Source organism: Metabacillus dongyingensis, assembly GCF_019933155.2.
GTDB lineage: Bacteria > Bacillota > Bacilli > Bacillales > Bacillaceae > Bacillus_P > Bacillus_P dongyingensis.
In genome coordinates, this window is record NZ_CP082944.1 from 2,452,856 (window position 1) to 2,470,996 (window position 18,141).

Sequence of the window (18,141 nt, forward strand, 5' to 3'; positions counted from 1 at the left end):
CCAACAAAAGAACAATTATATGAATTGTATGATAAGTTCTTTAATAGTTAAATTAAAAAGTGAGTTTGCATTACAAGTTTAATTGTACTATAGAGAAATGAATAAAATTTTGATTTTATTAAATTCTTTTTAAAATATAAAAAGTCTTTAATACATATAATTTTAAATTAGTTATTTTACCATTCGTGCCTTCCAATATTACAAAAAATGGATAAAATATTAATGATGTTTAATTCATGTGGAGGTGAAATCGTTGGAGGAATTTATTAGTTTTATTTCTACATCTCAATTTAATGCAACTCTTGCAATTTTTTCAGTGCTATTAAACAAGAAGCAAGGCAAAAAAACCATAGTACAAAAGAAACAATTCGCTTAACAGAAGAATTAGTTAATCTTATCATTCGTAATTCAGTAAATAAAAGTCTGAATATATCAAATATTAACTTAACATATATGCTTAAAGGGATGATGTTTTCAAAGAATTTTAACTTAAGGCATAATACGGAACAAATTCTTAAAATGGTATATGCTAAAGTTTATGAAAATGAACATATTAGTGTTGATATACGACCTAGTTTATTATCCGAAATTGAAGATAGAATTAATGGCTTAATGTATGAAGAAGTTGATTTACCTAATAATAGTAATAAAAGAAGCCTCTGGTCATTAACTATTTCGATTGTAACAGCAGTTGTGGTATCATTTGGATTATCGGGTATGTTGAGCCGAGTAAGGGTACATAAAGTAATACTCTATTGTTACTATCAGTATTAGTTTTTATTATAGTTGTTCCTTTGTTAATAATAAAAGTAGTGCAGCCTATAGTGAGAAATAATAAAATTGCAAAACAGAATTCTACTCAAACTAACAGTAGTCAAATAAATATACATACTGTCCCAACCATAATTAATAATACTCATGGTTCTCCTGCTCCTGAAAAAGAAATAGAATTTTAGAGGATGCACCAACTGTACTTGAAGTTTTTAAACAGCGGTTTATACTAGAAAATTTAATAAGTGAATTATTAAGAAAAACCGATAAAGACTTTCAAAATAATTTCTCTCCTATTAAAACATTAATGTTTTTGCGTGATAACAATACTATTGATAAGGATTTTTATCAGAACTTAAGAGAATTATTAAGGTTCTCCAATTCTGTTGTACATGATGGTACGATTCAACATATGAAATCAAACTATATCAAAGAAATTATAAATAGTATGAAATTAGCAGCGGTTAATCTTAAAGAATTAATTGATAGTACTTCTAGCGATGATGATATTAAAACAGCTTAGATTTGATCAGTAGAAAACTTGCTTGTTTAAAGGCAAGTTTTTTTATTTTACTGTTACCGATTGAGTTACTTATTCGGTAACGTTTGTAATCATTTTATAAATGCAGTAACAATTTGAAGTGGGTTCAGTTGCATGAAGTAATTCAAACATTTAGTACAAATGAACAACAAATAGCAAAAGAAATATTTGACTATGCCTATAGTCTAGAAGAAGTGGATTACTATTTGGCTGACGGAATAGACGGAATAATGGTAAGAAGGGAAACGAGACGTCATAAATTTTTATCAATTTCAACTAAAAGTAATAGAGTGTTGTTCCATCTTCCTATTAAATTAAGAGACTCGGTTTTTGATCAGTTTAAAGAAAATATATCCTAGAGACAAAAACCAGATTGACATAGAGTTGAAGGACATTGTAACGCTAGAAAGTATAAAGGAATTAATAAACCTAGCCTATAAGGAACGTGAATAAAGGCTAAGTGTTAAATCTATGTATGAGAAATCCCGCCTTTAACATTTATATCAACAGTTATAGAGAGGAACTTCGATGGAGGAAACAATGGGGGGGAATTATAAAGTATCGGTTAAGGGGCAAGACCTCGATGATCATAACCCGTCTTTTATTTTGACTGCTACAGAATGAAATATAACGCAGGTTAAGCAATGCCTAGCTATATCATTATCAGTATAGACACACAGAAACCCTAATTTCATTCACTGTAGTGAAACGCCGATTTTACGCTTCATGTGTCTAATGGAAGCGTTAAATTAAACACTCATAATAAAAAAATAATTAGTTTGGGATTAAAATCCTTTTTTGTTAAAATGAGATAAGGACAAGCGAGGTTAGTTGTTCGCTTACTTTATAAGTAGTTATTAAAATATTTTCAGTCTAATAGTTAGTAATACAAGTGAGGTGAAAGACATGTCTATAGTATTTGAGCCTGATAAGAGTGGTATAAATAGCTTAGGAGGTTTTTCTTATCAGATAAAGGTGTTTGTTTATTATTTAAGCTTACTCAAAGAAGAAGGAATGCAACTCGAATTTGAGAGTTTTGATGATGTGAGCTTTTCAAAAATTAATGCTGAAAAACTCGATGAAAAAAGTGAGAATTTCAAAAGTACTATAGTTAAAAACGATTCAATTATTGCTATTCAAGTGAAAAGAACTGATATAACAAACGAAACAGCTAGACAAACACTGTTAAATTGGTTTCTTTTAGAAGCTTCGCAAATTGAAGTATCTCGGTATATTTTGTTTACTGATGCTATATATAATAACGAAGATAAAATGTTTGATATAAGCTGTGAAGATCTTTTTGCTTTAGTAAAAGCGACTGATAAAAGTACAAAGTCTACTATTGGTAAGGTTAAAAAGTATTTTAAGGACGATTATGAATCGTTCAAGAACATATATGAATCAATAGAATCAAAATATAAGTTTAAAGTGACTAGTGATTTAGATGAAGAAATTGCAAAAGCTTATTCGGTGTTATTAAGGAAAAAAGGAGTTAGTAATGAAATAATATTTTTCCAGAGAATAAAAGCTTTATTAGAAAAGATAACTAGTAATATCCTCGAAAAAATTAACACTAAGGATTCGTTTAGTATAACTCATGACGGATTTATGAAATTAATTGAACATATCTGTAAAGAAATAAGCGACGACAATCCAATTTTAGATTATATGAGTTTTAGAAGAATGTGTTCTATCGATGTTAATGATTTAGCTATTTCTAACTTACGTGAGTTTAAACAACTAAAATCTTGTGAATTAACAATTCCTTTGATTGAAGCTCACTTAACTTATGGCTTTTACTATGAGCATTATCGATTAACGAATAGTGAATTAAATAAAATAATAAAGATAGATAACATAGAGATTACTGCTTTCGATAACTATAATGAAGAAATATTTGCTCTACAAAGGTCTAAAAATGATAATCCATACAATAGGTTAGAAAGGACCAAAAATAGGATGAATTCTTATGCTGATAACGAACAAATTAAATATGGAGTCGTCATATACCTTACTAAAGATAATATAGGAGATAAACAAATCTCATGGGAGGAAGAATGAGATGAAAAATATAAAGCTTCAATCAGAAACACTGCAAATAAGTATTTATTGCGAAGTGATTCTAAATATATTGCAAGAACATGCTAATTTAAGTTTGAGTAAAATAGTAGTATTTTCATATTTAGTAAAGAAAAACAAATATGAAAGTCAACGCTTATATGATGGACGACATTCTGCAGACCTTATGTATAAAAGTTTATCTTTATTATCAGGTGACTTTGATGAGTTTTCTAATAGTATTGGTCTTGTATTAAAATCCATACATATTTTAAAAATTAATGGCTTAATAGAATTTGAAGATGGTATTCTAAAGAGAAATTTTAAAAAACTTGATACTAAAAGTTTATATGGGGAAAGTATTTTTCTGAAAAAAGCTATTGAAGAAAGCCGTAATATATCAGATAAGCAATTTTTTAAGGAGGTTTTATGTAGTGTTTAAGATTTCTACTTTAACAATGTATTCATTAACAGGAGAAGAATATACCTATAGATTCAACAACGGAGTAAATTATTTTAAAGGTGTTAATAATTCAGGTAAAACAGAATTTTATAAGTTCCTAGATTACATGTTTGGTGCTTCTGATAATATTTCAAAAAAACCTTGGTATTTTAAAACATTTGAAAAAGCTACTATGGTTTTTGAATTGGATGGTATAAGTTATAGAACTACTAGAACTAGAGATACTCAAAAAAATTATTTTACATATTATCAAGACCCTGAAAATAATTATGAAGTGATAGATTTAACAGAATACAGAGCAAAGTTAAATTCTATATTTGCTAAAGGGGAAACTCAAATATTAAGAGATATTAAAAATTTCACAAATGAAAATTTAACATATCGAACTTTCACTATGTTTAATTTTTTAGGTGAAAAAAGACAAGGGGTTACATATAACTTTTTGGATAAATGTAGTGATATTAAATATTATTCAAAGTTAAATTCGATATTGAACTACATTTTTAATAATAATCTAGAAAAAATATCAGAATTACAGAATGAATTAATAGAGCTTCAGAAACAAATGAAAAAACTAGAAATAACTGCTACTAGAAATAAGTTTATTACCGAACAGATTAATAGTAATTTGGCGAAGTTAGATGCTCCAAAGTCTTATAATGGAAAGAATAAAGATGAAATTTTAGACTATATTAGCAAATATAAAAATTTAGAAGTAGTTACAAGAATAAAAAAATCTAAAAATATTGTTGATTTGGAAGTCAATTTCAATTCGATAGACGAGCAAATTAAGATTTATGAAAATAGATTGTTTGATATGAAACACATTCAAACTGAAAACGAAAATAGGAAGAAACTCTTGACAAATTTAGATGACTTATTGAAAGAAAATGAATCCTTCGACTATTTAGTTGCTCCTTTAAAAAATTTGTTGGCTGAATTAGACAATTCTATTTCTTTCTCTAAATATTTGATTAATGATAAAACTATTCAAGATCTCAAATTGAAAAGAGAATTATTAAAAAATGAAATTAAAGATAATAATAATAGATTTAAAATTTTTTCTGTGGAAGAAAAAACTAAAGCTATAGCACTTATAGAAGAATATTTGTCTGCTGATATTAACTCTGTCGATAAAGAACTAGAAAAAAAGAAAAAAACTATAAGTGAAATAAAGAATGAGTTGAAAGTTCTCCAAAATTCAGATGATAATAAAAAAATAAAAAAAATGTCCCAATATATTACACAATTATATGAATCGGCAGCTTCTATATCTGAAGTTGTGCAAGAAGATATTAAACAAAGTGGTTTTAAAATTTTATATTTTAAAAAAGGAAATGTGCTACAACCAGTTACTAAAAAAATAAATGAAGAAGATAAAGAAGAAATAGTAAATTACTATGTAGGAAGCATGGCTAGACATACTCTAATTCAATTAAGTGGATATTTAGCGTTCATGACATTGATGTTATTAGAAGAAAAATACCCGCTAATTCCTTTAATAGTTATAGATCATATTTCTAAGCCTTTTGATAATGACAATAAGAAATCTATAGGTCAAATTATTTCCGCAGCTTATGAAATGATTGGCAAAGATAATTTACAGATATTTATTTTTGATGACGAAGAATACAAGGATTTGGGGTTAGAAGTTGATTATTCTGAAAATCTAGTTACAGATAGTAAAACTGGATTCATTCCTTTTTATTCTCCTAACATAGATTAAACAAATTTATATTCTTATTAGAATTAAATAAATAGGAGATAAGTAAATGTATTTAGATTATATCAAAGCAGACTATAGCAATAAATCTGAAAAAGAACGTAAAGAGTTTGTAAATAGAGATAAGAAACATTTAGGAAAAATAGTTCAATCACGTATTACTGAAGATATAGAATATATAGTTGAGAGATGGTATGAGTTAGAAGATATCGGAGTAATAGGTGAAGATGGAGTTTTTTTAAAACTACTTAATGAAGCAGAGGAACTCTATTCATTCGGTTACTATGTTGGTGCTATTTCTTTAATAGGGGTTGCTGCAGAAGAGCTATGTAAGAGTATTGTTGAAAAAAATAATATCGGTGCTAGCGATATAACACAATTCAATCGAATAAATCTGATATATAGTAAAAAGGAAATCGATACAAAAGCTAAGAATGCCTTACATACTATTAGGAAAATAAGAAATAACTACATTCATTCTAGCAAAGCGAATATTTATGAAAATCTTAATGAAATCAAGAAACAGTGTTACATTGTTATTTCCTCGTTTAAAAGTGTACTTAAAAGTATATTACAAGTTGAAGAAATTGATTATTCTCAAGTTGCAGAAAAATTAATTTCAAATCAAAATATTAGTTTTATTGATTTTAAATATCGTTATCGCAATATTTTAAGACAAGAAGATATAGATTTACAATTAGAAGTAACAAATAAACCTAGAGTAATTACAAGCGTATTTGTAATTTGTGAAATAGATTTTGAAACAGAATTATTTAAAGAGATAACTTTATTAGATTTAATTAATGGTCTTTCTGTTGTTGTAGATTTAACTATCCCACAAGTGCAAGAATTAAAGAGATTAAAACTAGAAGAAAAGAACGGAATAATTGCCACTATTATATCTAAGGTAAGTTCAATTGGACAAACAGAAGAATGGATGTTATTAGAGATACAGGAGGTTTATAGGGGAGAAATAGGATATTAGACGATAAATAAGTTATATTTGGTGAAGGTATAACGAATTGAATCACGTATTCACTGAGCTAAGTGGATACGGTTTTTTATTATGGATTTATTTAAAAATAAAAAATCAGTAGCTTGGATATATCTCAATAATCAAAACAATAATTGTTAATTTTAGCCGAAAATATTGCACATAACAGATGCTCTTTTTATTGAACTTATCATACAAATGGGGCAAATAGATGGAATAAGGATTTTAAATCAAAGAGCTTTCCAAGATATGTCCTTCTAAGCGTTTACCGCTTAATGAAGTTGAAGTGAATTAATCAAAAATTTGGACTGAATATACGATAACTTTTTAATGCAGGTTGATTAAAAATAGAATTATATAGGTTGGCTTAATGTATGTGAGTAAGTTAATTTTTCATTTAAAGAAACCACCACTCAGGTATGTAAAATGTCCAATACGACTCAAATAATTATGGTGAATTAGTGCGGTAAAAGTGATAAAACGGATAGATAAAGATCGGCAATTGAAGGGATTCAAACGGTTAAGGCACTTTTTCAAGAGGGGGAAAGGTTCACATTCTTAATAAATGGTTGAGAACACTGCAACAGGCAGACTGATTTTCAATATACTAAGTTCATTCGCAGAGTTTGAAAGAGATATGATTGTAGAACGAACTCAAGAAGGTAAAGCATTGGCAAAACAACTTGATGATTTCAGAGAAGGTAGACCTAGAAAATACTCCAGAAGTGATAGGGGGTAGGTATAAACACATTTGGAAAAAGCAGTAACCGATAAAAAGTAAACTTCATATAATTTTCTGAATTTTATTCAAGGGTTTAGTTCTTAGTCAAGTATACATTGTGGGAAAAATTTGGGTTTTTTTGAACAGTCTTATAATTACTCTATGAAAGTAGTCATAACTAAAGATATAATTACAATGTAATTGAAAAGGTACGGAGACGGAGGAGAAAATAGAGAAAAATTTGTTATTATGTAGTACATACATCTTTACTATCTTTCACCTAAATGAAAAAAATGAATAAATAGAATGAAATAAGTTCATGCTGCAGCGAGCTTTTGTTATGAAAGGTGATACAATTAATAATTATTTTTTAAAAGGGGAAAATCCTATGCAACAACAATCACACTTTTTTTCGAATATCCAACCTTCTAGGGAGCTGGATAACTTTTTGCAACAACTAGAGGGATATGCCAATGAGAAAAATACCCCAATCTATCTAATAGATGGGCCTTTGGGTGACAAGAAATATACTTATGAACTTGATCAACCAATGATTTTACTAATTCCAGAACATCAGATTATGCTGATAGATACTCAGGACGATTCTGATTCTTTCAATGATTTTATCGATGATTTTTCAGAAGATCTAGGGCATCTATCTGATAAGTTTGAATACAAAAAAATTCTGGGTAGACCCAGAGTATGGAAACAAGATCTAATAACCGATAAGCACTTAAAGCACTTTGATGGAGATATTGAAAACTTTATCACTGAAAACACTCTTACTGACCCCACGGAAAGAAGACAAATTGAATTGCTCATCTCTTTATTAATAGGAAGTATAAATTCAGTCGATAAAATCGGAAAAGACCTGCCTGAAACTGTTTTAGATAAGGTGAAAAGAAATATTACTTTGTTCGATAGTGATCAGACGAGGTTCATTTTCAAAAAATTACCTAAGAAAAGAATTACAATACAAGGTTTAGCTGGAACTGGAAAAACAGAATTATTACTACACAAACTTAAAGAGCTGTATACTGAAAATACTGACAATCGAATTGCTCTCACCTGTTATAATAAGTCTCTCGCAAACTCATTAAGTAATCGGATTCCCGAGTTTTTCGATTTTATGAAAGTAGAAGAACAGATTAAATGGGGAGAAAGGTTATGGGTAATGCACAGTTGGGGGTCACAAACAGACAGATCAAATATTGGTTTATATAGTTCGATTTGTAAATATTATGATATACCTTTTCAAGGATTGAGTTCAGGCAGCTTTGATCAGGCATGTTTGAAAGCAATTTCAAACTTAAAAGCAAGAGGAGTAATTACTCCTATGTTTGATTACATTTTAATTGACGAAAGCCAAGACTTTCAAGAGAGTTTCTTTGCACTCTGCGAGTTAGTTACAAAATCAAACGTTTACGTTGCTGGTGACATTTTCCAAAATATTTTCCAACCTAATACTACTGATGCACTACCTGATTTTTTATTAAACAAATGTTACAGAACAGATCCCAAAACTTTAATGTTTGCACATTCCTTAGGTTTTGGTCTTTTTGAAAGACCAGCTATTCGCTGGTTAAGTGATGAGCAATGGAATGCTTGTGGATATAATATTGAACATATTAACGGTTCTCAATATACTTTGTCCAGAAATCCTCTTCGTAAATTTATTGATTTAGAGGAATCTTCTATAAAGAGTGTGGATTTAGTTGAAGTTGAACAGTTGAATACATCTGATAAAGTAATTGAAATTATTGAAGAGATAAAAAGAGACCATTCAACTGTAGTTGCTGAAGATATCGCAATAATATTTACAGATGACAGTAGATTTTCCTATGATCTAATGAATCTAATTGCAGTTAAAATTTCAAGTCATCTCGGATGGAAATCTAATAAAATTTATGACACAAAGTCTGTAAAAAAAGAACATATTTCAATTAGTAATATTAATAATGTTAAGGGATTAGAGTTTCCCTTCATTATTTGTTTAGCTAACTCTACGATTGGTAAAAAAGTTAGAAAAAGAAATTCTTTGTACATGACACTAACTCGATCATTTATCACTTCCTACTTAGTTGTGAATAAATCAACAAATGCAAGCATACTACCTGAAGTCAAAACTGGACTTCAAAGTATAAACACTAACAGTAAATTGGTTATTGTTAAACCAACAACTGACGAATTAATCGACCAATCTGAATTAGTACTTGATGTGAATGATATTACTCTTTCTCAGAAAGACATTGTTGATGCAATATTTGAAGAATGTAAAATACCTGTTCATCACCAAGAGCAATTAAGAAAATCAGTACATTCTTTGCATCCAGACTCTGTTGATAAAGTGTTAATTAAGCGAATTATTGTTAGGAATCAAGAATTACTATGAAAAACATAAAATTCTTTTTGTCACACACCTTAGCGGAACAGGCAAGTAAGCCCATCCGAGAGAAGAGCGAAGTTATACATTTACTACTTGCGGCATTACAGGAAATAATCTTTGCAGATGAAAGTATTGATAATAATCTAGGATATGGTGAATTATTGGTAGATAAGTCAAGTCGATTAACGTTTACTCTTCAACGAGAGGACGGTACAGTCCACAAAAGATTTTCTTTTTCATTCCCTTTTCAATTAATTGAGCAACCAAATCCTGAACTGTTAACTACATGGATTATTGTTGATAACTATATTGAAATAGATAGCCAAATAATAAGTGTATTAACCTCCCTTTCAAATGAGAAATGGTTTGAGGATTCTATAGACGACTCAAGTGAACCTTTAATGTTCTACGAACAGATACTTGTGGCTGTAAAAGAAGCTAATTTAAGTATCATTACAGATAAAGAAATTTGGCATTTAGTAAGGAAATTATTCCTATTTGAACCAGGGTATTTAAGATATGATTTTGATGAAACTGATAGGGCAAGTCCTATTTTCCATCCTATTCATCATCTAGATATTTTCTTTTCTAATCGAGCTACTTTTAAGTTGGGGTTATTTGATTCTGTAATACAAAAGAAAGAATGGTCACTGACGGGACTAGAGAATATTCTTAATTCCAGTTACCCTTGTTTTTATGTTCATGAAAATCATCTGGAGAAAAGATAACTGTGTATCTTGAACAACTGAACCCTGCAGGATTTATTAGTCCTGCAGGGTTTTATTTTGTTTATGTTACAGTGCTGATTAAGCTTATTATTGCAAGAATGATAAACCACTATTATATTAATTACTTTATTTATCTAGACAAGGTGTGCTAAATAAGGTATATTTTTCATATGAGAAAGAGATTTCGGATTAGTCAGTAAAACCCTTGATATTACGGGGTTAAAAATGATGATGATGCAAATGGGAATGAAACCATCCCAAAAGAAAATCAATCAAATGATGAAAATGATGAACAATCAAGCAAAATAAAAAAAGCTTATACATCAAGGGTTCCAACGGGTTTTAGGCAAGTTTTCCACGGAAATCACTTCATACATAAACCCTTTGAGTTAATCCTTCATCATAATTTCTTCAAAAAATGCTTAATCTTTCTTTTTACCAATTCAAAACCGCTTTTACTGTTGAGAAATTAACAGGAAGGCGGTTTTTTTAGTGGAAATTGAAGAGCTAGAAAATGAATATTTGTACCATTGTTTGTTAAGTGATCTTTATAAAAAAATTACAAGTTATTACATAAAACTGTTTTGTAAAGAGTTCTGATGTCTCGTGTTTATGATTATTGGACCAGCTCGTAAATTGGAGGAAAAGTTAATATTAAGTCAGTCGGTTGACAATGGAAAAGTACTTGATGAAGAATGGATTGAACTCATTCAAAATGCTATTTATATGGAAATGCAAATTTATGGAATCGGAAATTTTTTTAGCAATAAGCAGTAGTTAAGTTTGATTAAGAATATGTACTGTGCAGCAGATATGGGAGCTTTTATTATTTCTTTCTTATTTTCTGTATTTAAAAATCAATACAAGTTTTTAAATAAGACCTCCTTTAACTAAGAGGACTCAAGATTGACTATTATAACGTTAAAAGCCCTTCTCTTAATAGAGAGGGGCTTTTTTGCTGCTCTTTTACTTTTATTATTTCTCGATTGGACGTCAAAAGATGAAATATACAATTAAAAGCTGCTCAGAATTTATATCTGGCCAGTTAACACGATTCAACGCCAAGGTCTCTTCATATTACCTGGATTATATGCTCCACCAACACCTGGTGCTGGCATATTCGACATGGCGCCAGCCACCTGTCCTGGCTGCCCGTATCCTGGCATATATGCACCAGCCACCTGTCCTGGTCCTGGCATATACGCACCAGCCACCTGACCTGGTCCTGGCATATATGCACCAGCCACCTGTCCCGGCCCTGGTCCCATATTAAAATTTTGATTTGTTACTTGATTTGCAACTGATTGAGTTTGTGGAAAATAGTGTTGATTTTGAACATTCGTATGATTCACAATTGTTGTGTGAGATGGATGGATGTGAGGTTGAACAACGTTACTGAAAGTGTGTTTGGTACAGCATTTAGTAGGATGAACAATTGCAGGTAATACTTGAGATGGTTGATTACAATTCCAATTCATTTTATTTCCCCTTCCTGTTTTTTAGCTACACAATACAGTATGAGAATTGATATATGTTTGTACTAATATAAAAACCTATTTTTGTTTAAATAATAAAATGAATTTGGAGTATTGCTCTCTTTTGAGGATGGTTCTCCAGCCGGCAAAATGGAATTTATGAAACCGGAACACCGAAGGAAATTATATGGGGGAAACAGTAAGTACATTGTTAAGGAAAACTCTGACTTTATCTGCCTTGGGCCGCCTAAGTTAAAAGGCATTGTAACATACCGTAATTTGACGAAAAAAGGATATTTAAGAATTCCTTCATTTGAATATTGAACAGCAAAAACGACCTTCTCTAAATTGAGCAAGCTTGAGGGCTGCTTTTAAGTGTCTGAATCTGAAGAAGTACTCCTCTATACCCTAACTTCACACAATGTATTACAAATATTTGTAATGGTGTTTGATAAGTTATAGCACAGGATGTATACCTGAGTGGCCATTCGGAAGTGTTGCATTCTTGAAAGTACATAATAGGGAATTGATGAATGGGGTAGAGGCAGTTTACGAAAAATATGAAAGATTATGCGAGAATATACCTTATTTCACTTAAAATGCAGATTTTTCTAAACAGAATAAGCGGTCGGTAAAGAGGGGGAAATCTCTTATATATCAAGGGTTTGATGCAAATGGGAATGAAACCCTCCCTAAAAGAAAATCAATCAGGCAAAATAAAAAGCACGTTCAGAAGCGTGCTTTTTTTATAGTTTTTAAGAATAAGTCATTCGTTTCATTGAACTGTAGCTATAACGATTGTATTCATTCAGCAAGTGATCGAGTTCCTGACTGTATTGAATGGACACGTTTGAGTTAATTCCATTTTTCGTTGCGATTTCAATCATTTCCGCTCGTTTTTTTTCAATAAGTTTCAATAATTCTTGTTTAGACACGAAAACTTGTCCTTTCTGTATGTAAGTTCTATCCGATCCTTTTGCTAATATTTTCTATTATATCCTAATTTGGAAAATAATTCGAAGGGAAAATAAGGATTTTTTCAACTAATATATGACTATTATAATGGTAACGGCTCTATGAAGAAATCCATTTGCATAGTTGTTAAGTAATTGACATAAAAATGTCACATAGTGAAACATATAATTCTCTGGATGTATTTGCTAGAATGTAATGTGACTCAACTAAGGGAGGAGGATAACACAAATGACAGATTTGAATCTATTTTTAGCCTTTGGAGCTGGTTTTTTATCTTTTGTCTCACCATGCTGCCTGCCTTTATATCCAGCCTTTTTATCATACATAACTGGTGTTTCGGTCGGAGAGATTAAAACGGAAAATGCTATGCTGCAAAAAAGGAGTCTTCTTCATACACTGTTCTTTTTACTTGGATTCTCGATTATTTTTATCGCGCTCGGTTTTGGAAGTTCTTTTATTGGGGAGTTCTTTTTTGGATATTCTGAATTGATCAGGCAAGTGGGAGCTATTCTTATAATCTTCTTTGGGCTTGTGATCGTTGGTGTTTTCCAGCCGAAGTTCTTAATGAAGGAACACCGCTTTGAATTAAAAAACAGACCGTCTGGATATCTAGGTTCTGTTTTAATAGGTCTTGCATTTGCCGCCGGCTGGACACCATGTACAGGACCAATTTTAACAGCTGTTTTCGCTTTAACGCTCAGCAATCCTGGTTCTGCAATGATCTATATGATAGCCTACATACTTGGTTTTGCTATTCCGTTTCTTGTAATGGCTTTCTTTATTGGCAGGCTGGGATGGATCCGAAAACATAATTTGAAAATCATGAAGATTGGCGGATGGCTGATGATTCTAATTGGAATCATGCTCTTTTTCGACTGGATGACTCAGATTATTATCTTATTCAGCAGACTGTTTGGAGGGTTTACAGGATTTTAGACCTAATAAATATTATTTTTAGGTCGATTTTACTACCTTCTGCTCCTTTTTTTGTTATAATAACTCATAGAATAGTAGAATTTGCTTTCGGTAAGACTGTGAGGAGGAGCTGGCATGGCTAATGTACTGATTGTGGATGATGCCAAGTTTATGAGGGTAACATTATCTAAAATACTTACAAGCAATGGACATGAAATTGCAGGAGAAGCTGAAAATGGAGCAGAAGCCGTTCGCCTTTATCAAACATTGCAGCCAGACCTGGTTACAATGGATATCACAATGCCTGTGATGAACGGCATCGAAGCATTAAAAGAAATTAAAAAAGAATTTCCTCAATCAAAGATTATAATGTGTTCAGCGATGGGGCAGCAGAAAATGGTCGTTGAAGCAATTGAAGCCGGAGCAAAGGACTTTATCATTAAGCCTTTTGATGAAACGAGAGTGTACGATGCTATAAATCGTGTATTGGGATAAACTCTCCATCTCCATTAAATCAAAGAACCATCGGATATTAGACAAGATGGTTTTTTATTTATGACTAAAGTATATTATAATATAAGTAACTCCGTGAAAAGGATTGATCATATTGGTCATTTTCTCAACAATTATTGCAGTCGTGATGGCATTAGGTGTCATGATGATACGCATGAGAGCTTCTAAAAAGCCTGCTAGTGCCAAAAAGATTATCTTACCGCCAATCTTTATGAGCACTGGTGCATTGATGTTTTTGCATCCTATGTTCCGTGTGACTCCGTTTGAATTTTTGGAAGCGATCACGCTCGGATGTATTTTCTCTATCTTTTTAATTAAAACTTCAACATTTGAAGTGAAAGAAGACAAGATATACTTGAAAAGGTCAAAAGCTTTTGCATTTATATTAATCGGACTGCTGATTATTCGAATCGCTTTAAAATTTTACTTGAGCAATACGATAGACGTAGGGGAACTAAGCGGGATGTTCTGGATCCTTGCGTTTGGAATGATTGTCCCTTGGCGAATTGCCATGTATCTTTCCTATCGGAAGCTCGAAAATCAGCTCAATCCGCCAAATATTCAGGCTACATGAAAAACCCACCAGGAGATCCGGTGGGTTTTTTAAATGATAGAGATTTATTTAATGCCTGTTCAAGCGCATAACTCATTGCTCAGAACTGCACTGTCATGCCTGAACTTAACAAGGCGTTTACGCTTTTCTTAAAATAAAGCTCTGTATGGTGTATGATCGATTTCTTTTTCCTTAAGTCTTTTTAACAGGAATTTATGATCTCGTTTAGGAGTTGCTGTAATATAACCGCGAATCACCAAGTCCTGAGTGATTCGTTCTGCGTTTTCCTTTAATGCCATTTCCCCGATTTTGCCTGCAATTTTAGCTCTTGCAACATCTCTGAATAATTCAGGCACAGGTTCTACAAGGTCTTCTAAAAGCTCTTTCTGCCTTGAATCCCATAGGTGCCTTGTTTGCTGTATGTAATAATCTTCCCAATCCAGGTCCGATTTTCCATCCTCTTTTGGTAAACGCTTTAAAAATTTGCGGAACATAAAAAATCCGCCTATTCCAAGCATTCCTGCCAAAAAAACGACCCAGAAAAGAATAAACCATAGGAACCAGCCGTCTAACATCTTTCAAACCCCCGATCCAGCCTGCAATCTGCCTCTATTATACACCACGAAAAAGGGGTTGAAAAGTTGTCTTATCCGGACTGGACCTGTTTTGAGAGCTCCAGCAAGGATTTTTTTATCGCATTGCGCTTATTTCGGTCTTTGCCTGATGAGAGGTGTCCCAGCAGCTCTGCATGTGCAATATAAAAAGAGCGTTTATAAGAGAGGTCAATACGGATTGTCCCGGAATTTGTGGGAAGATACAGAATTTCATACAGTAACGTCATAAACGCTCCTCCTTATTCAGCAGTTTCTTATTCATTATATGATTAAAAACGACTATAAAAAAGAATTATTTTCCTTATTAATGTAAATTTTTTTTGAAGTCATTCGATTTTATAGTTCTATATACCTATAAAAAACTTCCTGTGTCAGGAAGTTTCATCCATTTCTTGAGTGAATCGGAAATACAGGTTCCGCAGAACGTAGGTTTTGTATAATTTCAATTTCCGTCTTTCAATTGGGTGTTTCGTGATCCCCATTTCTCTCAGTTTTTTAACATACCATCCTTTTGAACCATAATAAGCCATATGAAAACCCCTTTTTATATAGTTAGGAGAAAATATGATAAAAAGAGGTTTTTCAGAACAAGTACAGTCTTTATTAAGAAACTTTCATGTCTTCCCATCATATATTGATCTATAGGAGGCTTAGACATGGAGAAGTATTATTGTACAAATTGTATGCAGCTTTTAAATCAAAACCAATTATGCAAACGCTGCGGCAACAAGGTAATTAATAAAATTGAAATAAATGTTCAAACCCACCATCCGAAAACAACTGGCTTAAAAAAAGAATCGGACTCCTAGCTGCGGCATCTTTTCAGGTGCCGTTTCGCTCGTTTCCTGCTCTGAATCCTGAACAGTCTTACTTGTTTCATTTGCTCCTGTTTGAATGGAATTCCCAAAATTCACTACTCCGCCTGTAATTTCATGTATGACAAGATTTTTAATAAATACACCCAATCCTTCCACGCTCCTTCTCAATACTAATATGCCAATTGAAAAGGACTTGTCTAAACCTTTACCTAAAGAGACATAAAAAGGCTTGCTCTTGATTTTGCTCAGGCATGGCTATTAAGAAATTTAGCCAAAACAAAAAGCAAGATAAAATCTTGCTTTAATTTGTAAATTGGACAGGGATGTGACACCCGTTGCGTGCACAGCTGCCTTCTTTGCATATTTTCACTTCCAGAATATCATTTGAAAAAAAGGCTTCTATCATTTTTTTCTCAAGCGAAAAAGGAAGAAGAATGGATCTTTCCAGCTGATCTTTATCTTCATTTGCAGATAGAGAAGGATGGGCCGAGATGATTAACGTTTCTTGATTGGTTACTATTTTTATATCTTCTGGATTTATATTTGTGAATTCTGCTTCTACAATATATTCATCACTTGTTTCAAATAAATCCACACGGAAAGAATGGTAATCAAGCAGAGCTGAGAATGGATCTGTGAAAAATTGATTCATCCAGTCTTCAATACAGCTTAGATCAGATGGCTTTGAACGTTTTTTTTTGTCCATCTAAAATTGACCTCCAAAAACCATACTACTTAAATCATATTCAGTTCATAGACATTGCGTGAATGAAAGTAAAAGAAATATAGAAGAGTAATAATAATGAAAGGGTCAAAACTTTTTTCTGCGGAAGATTGTTCACAAGATCACCTGAGCTCTGAGGGGATGTAATCTGTATAAAATATTTTATTAACAGACAGGGATGTTAATGCTTAGCCAAAAAAAATAAAAATAGTTGAACGGATGCCTGAAGCAGAGCCGTTCATATTGATGATTACATGTCGTGGTGTGAGTTATGTTTTTGGCGTGTATGATTCCGGTTCTTCACTTTTTTAGACCCGCTTAATGGTTCAGGCTGACCCGGATTATTGCCTTTTGGTGCATTCTTGTGCATATCTTTACTGTCATTTTTATTGGTCATGTTTTTTCACCATCCTTTCTAATTAGGATGAAACTTTTAAGATGCAATCATACAAATTAAAGCCTGTATAATATGACCATTTATATCCCACAATAAGCTACATATCAGCATTATTACAGGAGGGAATTAAATGCCATACCATAAGGATAAACAGCAGGCTTTTCAGGCTGCCCAGCAAGGAACCGCACAGGCGGAAAATATGTATCAGCAGCTTTCCGCTGACAGCTCAGAATACGGCATTCAGCTTAGCCACTTAAAAGAAGAAGTGAATGAGGCATATGAACAAATTAACAATGCATTAGAAGTAGCCTCAGAAACTCAGCGTGCAACATTAGAGCAATACAGAAAAGATCTCTCAAGAATTGTTGCAGAAGTGAATATTGAGAATCAATAAGTTGAAAAACGACGGGAATGCCGTCGTTTTTTGATTACTGATTTTTTTTGCGTTTTTTATTATTCTGCTTCTGGGCAGCGGTCAGAGGCTCATTCGAAAATTCCTCATTATATCCTGTCCCTTTTCCTTGTGCTGAAGCAGCGTTCATGCCTTCTATGACATGGTTTGCTTTACGTTTTGCCATTCTCTTTCACCCCCATGGATATAGTGTATGTTTCTTAAGGAAAATGATGTGCGCGTTTACAATTCAATATATTAAAAAAGTACTGAAGTTTTAAACGATAAGAACTACTTATGTAGTTTGATAACAGCATTGTTATTTACTTATGTTTAAACATGTATTAAGATGAAATTGTGCGAATAATTTGGTGGGAGAGA

22 protein-coding genes and 2 pseudogenes are annotated in these 18,141 nt (G+C 31.9%); 15 read left to right on the forward strand and 9 right to left on the reverse strand.

Annotated features, from left to right (window positions below):
• Positions 1-1,422: 1,422 nt before the first annotated feature.
• From K8L98_RS12155 to K8L98_RS12200, 10 genes and pseudogenes are all read left to right on the forward strand, one after another.
• Positions 1,423-1,671: a hypothetical protein gene (locus K8L98_RS12155; protein ID WP_223442841.1), complete on the forward strand. Its 249-nt coding sequence runs from the start codon at positions 1,423-1,425 to the stop codon at positions 1,669-1,671.
• Positions 1,672-2,218: 547 nt separating this feature from the next.
• Positions 2,219-3,373: a hypothetical protein gene (locus K8L98_RS12160; protein WP_223442843.1), complete on the forward strand. Its 1,155-nt coding sequence runs from the start codon at positions 2,219-2,221 to the stop codon at positions 3,371-3,373.
• Position 3,374: 1 nt separating this feature from the next.
• The gene (locus tag K8L98_RS12165) at positions 3,375-3,812 is read left to right on the forward strand and encodes a hypothetical protein (protein ID WP_223442845.1); all 438 of its coding nucleotides are present in this window, start codon (positions 3,375-3,377) and stop codon (positions 3,810-3,812) included.
• On the forward strand, positions 3,805-5,559 hold the full coding sequence (locus K8L98_RS12170) for a coiled-coil domain-containing protein (protein ID WP_223442847.1): 1,755 nt from the start codon (positions 3,805-3,807) through the stop codon (positions 5,557-5,559). Before K8L98_RS12165 ends, K8L98_RS12170 begins: the two co-directional genes overlap by 8 nt.
• A gap of 46 nt (positions 5,560-5,605) precedes the next feature.
• Complete coding sequence (locus K8L98_RS12175; RefSeq protein WP_223442849.1) at positions 5,606-6,541, forward strand: DUF4145 domain-containing protein; 936 nt, start codon at positions 5,606-5,608, stop codon at positions 6,539-6,541.
• 501 nt (positions 6,542-7,042) lie between these two features.
• Positions 7,043-7,274: pseudogene (locus K8L98_RS12180) on the forward strand (recombinase family protein); the annotation flags it as partial.
• A gap of 337 nt (positions 7,275-7,611) precedes the next feature.
• A complete protein-coding gene (locus K8L98_RS12185; protein WP_223442851.1) occupies positions 7,612-9,663 on the forward strand; it encodes an STM2767 family DEAD/DEAH box helicase in 2,052 nt (683 codons plus the stop codon).
• On the forward strand, positions 9,660-10,385 hold the full coding sequence (locus tag K8L98_RS12190; RefSeq protein WP_223442853.1) for an STM2766 family helicase-associated protein: 726 nt from the start codon (positions 9,660-9,662) through the stop codon (positions 10,383-10,385). The genes K8L98_RS12185 and K8L98_RS12190 overlap by 4 nt, the downstream gene beginning before the upstream one ends.
• A gap of 219 nt (positions 10,386-10,604) precedes the next feature.
• Positions 10,605-10,694, forward strand: a pseudogene (locus K8L98_RS12195) (YneF family protein); the annotation flags it as partial.
• 297 nt (positions 10,695-10,991) lie between these two features.
• Positions 10,992-11,162: a hypothetical protein gene (locus tag K8L98_RS12200; RefSeq protein WP_223442855.1), complete on the forward strand. Its 171-nt coding sequence runs from the start codon at positions 10,992-10,994 to the stop codon at positions 11,160-11,162.
• 278 nt (positions 11,163-11,440) lie between these two features.
• On the opposite strand, the gene K8L98_RS12205 is transcribed toward K8L98_RS12200, so the two are convergent.
• The gene (locus K8L98_RS12205) at positions 11,441-11,863 is read right to left on the reverse strand and encodes a spore coat protein (protein ID WP_223442858.1); all 423 of its coding nucleotides are present in this window, start codon (positions 11,861-11,863) and stop codon (positions 11,441-11,443) included.
• Between the two features lie 752 nt (positions 11,864-12,615).
• Complete coding sequence (locus K8L98_RS12210) at positions 12,616-12,795, reverse strand: aspartyl-phosphate phosphatase Spo0E family protein (RefSeq protein WP_223442861.1); 180 nt, start codon at positions 12,793-12,795, stop codon at positions 12,616-12,618.
• Between the two features lie 268 nt (positions 12,796-13,063).
• Here K8L98_RS12210 and K8L98_RS12215 point away from each other — a divergent pair, with 268 nt between their 5' ends.
• From K8L98_RS12215 to K8L98_RS12225, 3 genes are all read left to right on the forward strand, one after another.
• Entirely contained in the window at positions 13,064-13,771 is a 708-nt protein-coding gene (locus K8L98_RS12215; RefSeq protein WP_223442864.1) for a cytochrome c biogenesis CcdA family protein, read from the forward strand.
• Between the two features lie 114 nt (positions 13,772-13,885).
• A complete protein-coding gene (locus tag K8L98_RS12220; RefSeq protein WP_223442867.1) occupies positions 13,886-14,245 on the forward strand; it encodes a response regulator in 360 nt (119 codons plus the stop codon).
• Positions 14,246-14,354: 109 nt separating this feature from the next.
• Positions 14,355-14,837 carry a CcdC family protein gene (locus tag K8L98_RS12225; RefSeq protein WP_223443368.1) on the forward strand — a complete coding sequence of 161 codons (483 nt, stop codon included), beginning with the start codon at positions 14,355-14,357 and terminating at the stop codon, positions 14,835-14,837.
• A 128-nt stretch (positions 14,838-14,965) separates the two neighbouring features.
• Here the strand turns inward: K8L98_RS12225 and K8L98_RS12230 are convergent, their stop codons facing one another.
• From K8L98_RS12230 to K8L98_RS12240, 3 genes are all read right to left on the reverse strand, one after another.
• A complete protein-coding gene (locus K8L98_RS12230; protein WP_223442870.1) occupies positions 14,966-15,391 on the reverse strand; it encodes a DUF2621 domain-containing protein in 426 nt (141 codons plus the stop codon).
• Positions 15,392-15,462: 71 nt separating this feature from the next.
• Complete coding sequence (locus tag K8L98_RS12235; protein ID WP_223442873.1) at positions 15,463-15,657, reverse strand: hypothetical protein; 195 nt, start codon at positions 15,655-15,657, stop codon at positions 15,463-15,465.
• A gap of 144 nt (positions 15,658-15,801) precedes the next feature.
• Positions 15,802-15,960: a YflJ family protein gene (locus K8L98_RS12240; protein ID WP_223442876.1), complete on the reverse strand. Its 159-nt coding sequence runs from the start codon at positions 15,958-15,960 to the stop codon at positions 15,802-15,804.
• A gap of 126 nt (positions 15,961-16,086) precedes the next feature.
• Between K8L98_RS12240 and K8L98_RS12245 the strand changes: the two genes are divergently transcribed.
• Entirely contained in the window at positions 16,087-16,239 is a 153-nt protein-coding gene (locus K8L98_RS12245; protein ID WP_223442879.1) for a hypothetical protein, read from the forward strand.
• Here the strand turns inward: K8L98_RS12245 and K8L98_RS12250 are convergent.
• The 3 genes from K8L98_RS12250 to K8L98_RS12260 all read right to left on the reverse strand — a co-directional run bounded on the left by K8L98_RS12250 (position 16,216) and on the right by K8L98_RS12260 (position 17,369).
• Complete coding sequence (locus K8L98_RS12250; protein ID WP_223442882.1) at positions 16,216-16,395, reverse strand: hypothetical protein; 180 nt, start codon at positions 16,393-16,395, stop codon at positions 16,216-16,218. The two genes, K8L98_RS12245 and K8L98_RS12250, sit on opposite strands and share 24 nt — an antisense overlap.
• A gap of 154 nt (positions 16,396-16,549) precedes the next feature.
• Positions 16,550-16,954 (reverse strand): Hsp20/alpha crystallin family protein, encoded by a 405-nt coding sequence (locus K8L98_RS12255; protein ID WP_223442885.1) that lies wholly within the window; start codon positions 16,952-16,954, stop codon positions 16,550-16,552.
• Positions 16,955-17,222: 268 nt separating this feature from the next.
• Positions 17,223-17,369 (reverse strand): small acid-soluble spore protein P, encoded by a 147-nt coding sequence (locus tag K8L98_RS12260; RefSeq protein WP_223442888.1) that lies wholly within the window; start codon positions 17,367-17,369, stop codon positions 17,223-17,225.
• A 130-nt stretch (positions 17,370-17,499) separates the two neighbouring features.
• Between K8L98_RS12260 and K8L98_RS12265 the strand changes: the two genes are divergently transcribed.
• A complete protein-coding gene (locus tag K8L98_RS12265) occupies positions 17,500-17,763 on the forward strand; it encodes a hypothetical protein (RefSeq protein WP_223442892.1) in 264 nt (87 codons plus the stop codon).
• Between the two features lie 34 nt (positions 17,764-17,797).
• On the opposite strand, the gene sspO is transcribed toward K8L98_RS12265, so the two are convergent.
• The gene (sspO, locus tag K8L98_RS12270; protein ID WP_070877357.1) at positions 17,798-17,947 is read right to left on the reverse strand and encodes a small acid-soluble spore protein SspO; all 150 of its coding nucleotides are present in this window, start codon (positions 17,945-17,947) and stop codon (positions 17,798-17,800) included.
• Between the last annotated feature and the right edge of the window lie 194 nt (positions 17,948-18,141).